The sequence below is a fragment of the Rhodanobacter sp. OR87 genome (assembly GCF_000473345.1).
Taxonomy (GTDB): Bacteria; Pseudomonadota; Gammaproteobacteria; order Xanthomonadales; family Rhodanobacteraceae; genus Rhodanobacter; species Rhodanobacter denitrificans.
This window is the reverse complement of sequence record NZ_AXBJ01000046.1, coordinates 1-1,823: the sequence shown is the minus strand read 5'-3', so window position 1 is coordinate 1,823 and position 1,823 is coordinate 1. Positions and strand designations below refer to the sequence as shown.

Below are 1,823 nucleotides of genomic sequence, written 5' to 3'. Positions count from 1 at the left end.
GTTAGCATTCAATCGGGTGGCACGCGTCCTTGGTAGCGTTGCCACCTAACCAGTCATCCAAGCGGACGGCTGCGCCGCCGCTTAATTCCAGCGTTAGGCGTCATACATGGCTCACCTGCAACGTGCAGTAGCTTCTCTCCGCATTGCAGGAGACGACCTCGATCCGGATCGGATATCGGCTGCGTTAGGCGCAGCCCCCACCCATGGTCAAGCAAAGGGCCAAGAAATTTTGCTAAGGACTGGCCGCACCCGTATAGCCCAATTTGGCCAGTGGCGGCTCCACGCAACCGAAACCGAACCGGAAGACCTCGATGGTCAAGTTGCAGAGCTTCTTGGCAAGCTCACCAATGACCTTGCTGTCTGGCGTGATCTGGGCCATCGCTACAAAATAGACCTGTTTTGCGGTTGGTTCATGGGCGGCACCAATGAGGGCGTCATGGTTTCAGCAACCACACTCAAGGCTCTCGGGGAGCGGGGCATTGCACTCGGCCTGGACATCTATGGCCCAGACACTGATGCCTAACATCTTGTTCAAGGCGGACGGCTTCGCCGCCGCTTAACTCCAGCGTTATGCCCCACCCAGGACTTTTCTGTGACCATTGAGTCTTGCACCACATGGGAATGCTTCAACAGCTTTGCTAGCTGGCTCTCTGTAATTGGCACCATTCTCATCACTGGCTTGGCTCTTTGGCTTTCTGTTCGCGACCGCCAGATTCATCTCAAGTCCGCGTTGACTCTCGGGCTCCTACCATCCGTCAACGCCAATCTACTCAATCGACCAGTGTTCGTACTCTCGTTCACTAACGTTGGGCCTCGGCCCGTTACGGTCACCAATCATTGTTGGGTGCTGCCGCATGTAAAAGGCATTGTCTTCCTACAACCGTATATGGACGCAGGCGTGGGAAGTTTGTGCTCAAAGCTACCGCTAGAGCTCACCGACGGCAAAGAAGGACATGTCTTCTATTCAGATGACTTTTTTCTGAAACTGGATGAGCCAGCCAAGTTCCTATTTCACAAAAAGCGCTACATCGCTTGGTTGCGTATTAATTTCTTCAAGGTTCGCATCGTCACTACCGCAGGCGTTAGACCCTACGTAAAAGTTGCTCGTGCTGTCAGACAACGACTGTGGCACCAATACAATGGGGCATAACAATTCGTCCAAGCGGACGGCTTCGCCGCCGCTTAACTCCAGCGTTAGGCCCCATGGATTCAGGCTTCTTCCTCGCAAAGCATCGCCTTAGCCTCGCGCAATCTTTGCGCGTGTATTGGCCGTACCTCGTCCCATTTGTCTTGGGGCCGCTTGTCAGCTCCATCGTCAGCGCAGCACTTCCTACTGCCGCACCTGTAATCACCGGCGGGTACTTTCTGGCATCTGCCGCGCTAGCCATGTGGCCCCTTGCATTCAAGGACGCGTCCAATAAGTATTGGCTTGTTGGGGTCATTGCTTGGTTCGTTCTGAGGTTAGTGGCTATCGTAGCGGCCTAACCAGTCATCCAAGCGGACGGCTGCGCCGCCGCTTAATTCCAGCGTTAGGCATCGTGTAGCCATGCAGGAAGAAATCACCAATGGCATTGTTGCTGTCGTCAAGTTCATCGCGTACTACATCATCTGGTCGTTCGTTCTGTTCAACCTTGGTCGCGCCTCATTGCTTGTTATTACGCTCGGGCAGTATCCGCGTGGCCACGATGCTCAACGTCACGTCAACCAGATTTCGCTCGTCGGTATTCTGTAAGCGTCCGCCCACCTCATATTCCCCAAGTACTTCGTAGCCGCTGCACTACGCGCCTGTTCAACCAAGAACGTAGCGATGAGCATGAAGCGGA

Annotated in this window: 3 protein-coding genes; all 3 read left to right on the top strand. The window is 54.4% G+C overall.

Annotated elements, in window-relative coordinates; translation table 11 throughout:
- Positions 1 to 106 precede the first annotated feature (106 nt).
- The 3 genes from RHOOR87_RS20130 to RHOOR87_RS19495 all read left to right on the top strand — a co-directional run bounded on the left by RHOOR87_RS20130 (position 107) and on the right by RHOOR87_RS19495 (position 1,732).
- Positions 107 to 523 (top strand): DUF4279 domain-containing protein, encoded by a 417-nt coding sequence (locus RHOOR87_RS20130; RefSeq protein WP_081491669.1) that lies wholly within the window; start codon positions 107 to 109, stop codon positions 521 to 523.
- Between the two features lie 69 nt (positions 524 to 592).
- Entirely contained in the window at positions 593 to 1,150 is a 558-nt protein-coding gene (locus RHOOR87_RS20565) for a hypothetical protein (protein ID WP_155950237.1), read from the top strand.
- 396 nt (positions 1,151 to 1,546) lie between these two features.
- Positions 1,547 to 1,732 (top strand): hypothetical protein, encoded by a 186-nt coding sequence (locus tag RHOOR87_RS19495; protein ID WP_043796043.1) that lies wholly within the window; start codon positions 1,547 to 1,549, stop codon positions 1,730 to 1,732.
- The last annotated feature ends 91 nt before the right edge of the window (positions 1,733 to 1,823 follow it).

Bases quoted from the DNA above. Each gene is read 5' to 3' on its own strand.
- RHOOR87_RS20130 (WP_081491669.1), top strand. From the start codon at position 107: ATGGCTCACCTGCAACGTGCAGTAGCTTCTCTCCGCATTGCAGGAGAC.
- RHOOR87_RS19495 (WP_043796043.1), top strand. From the start codon at position 1,547: ATGCAGGAAGAAATCACCAATGGCATTGTTGCTGTCGTCAAGTTCATC.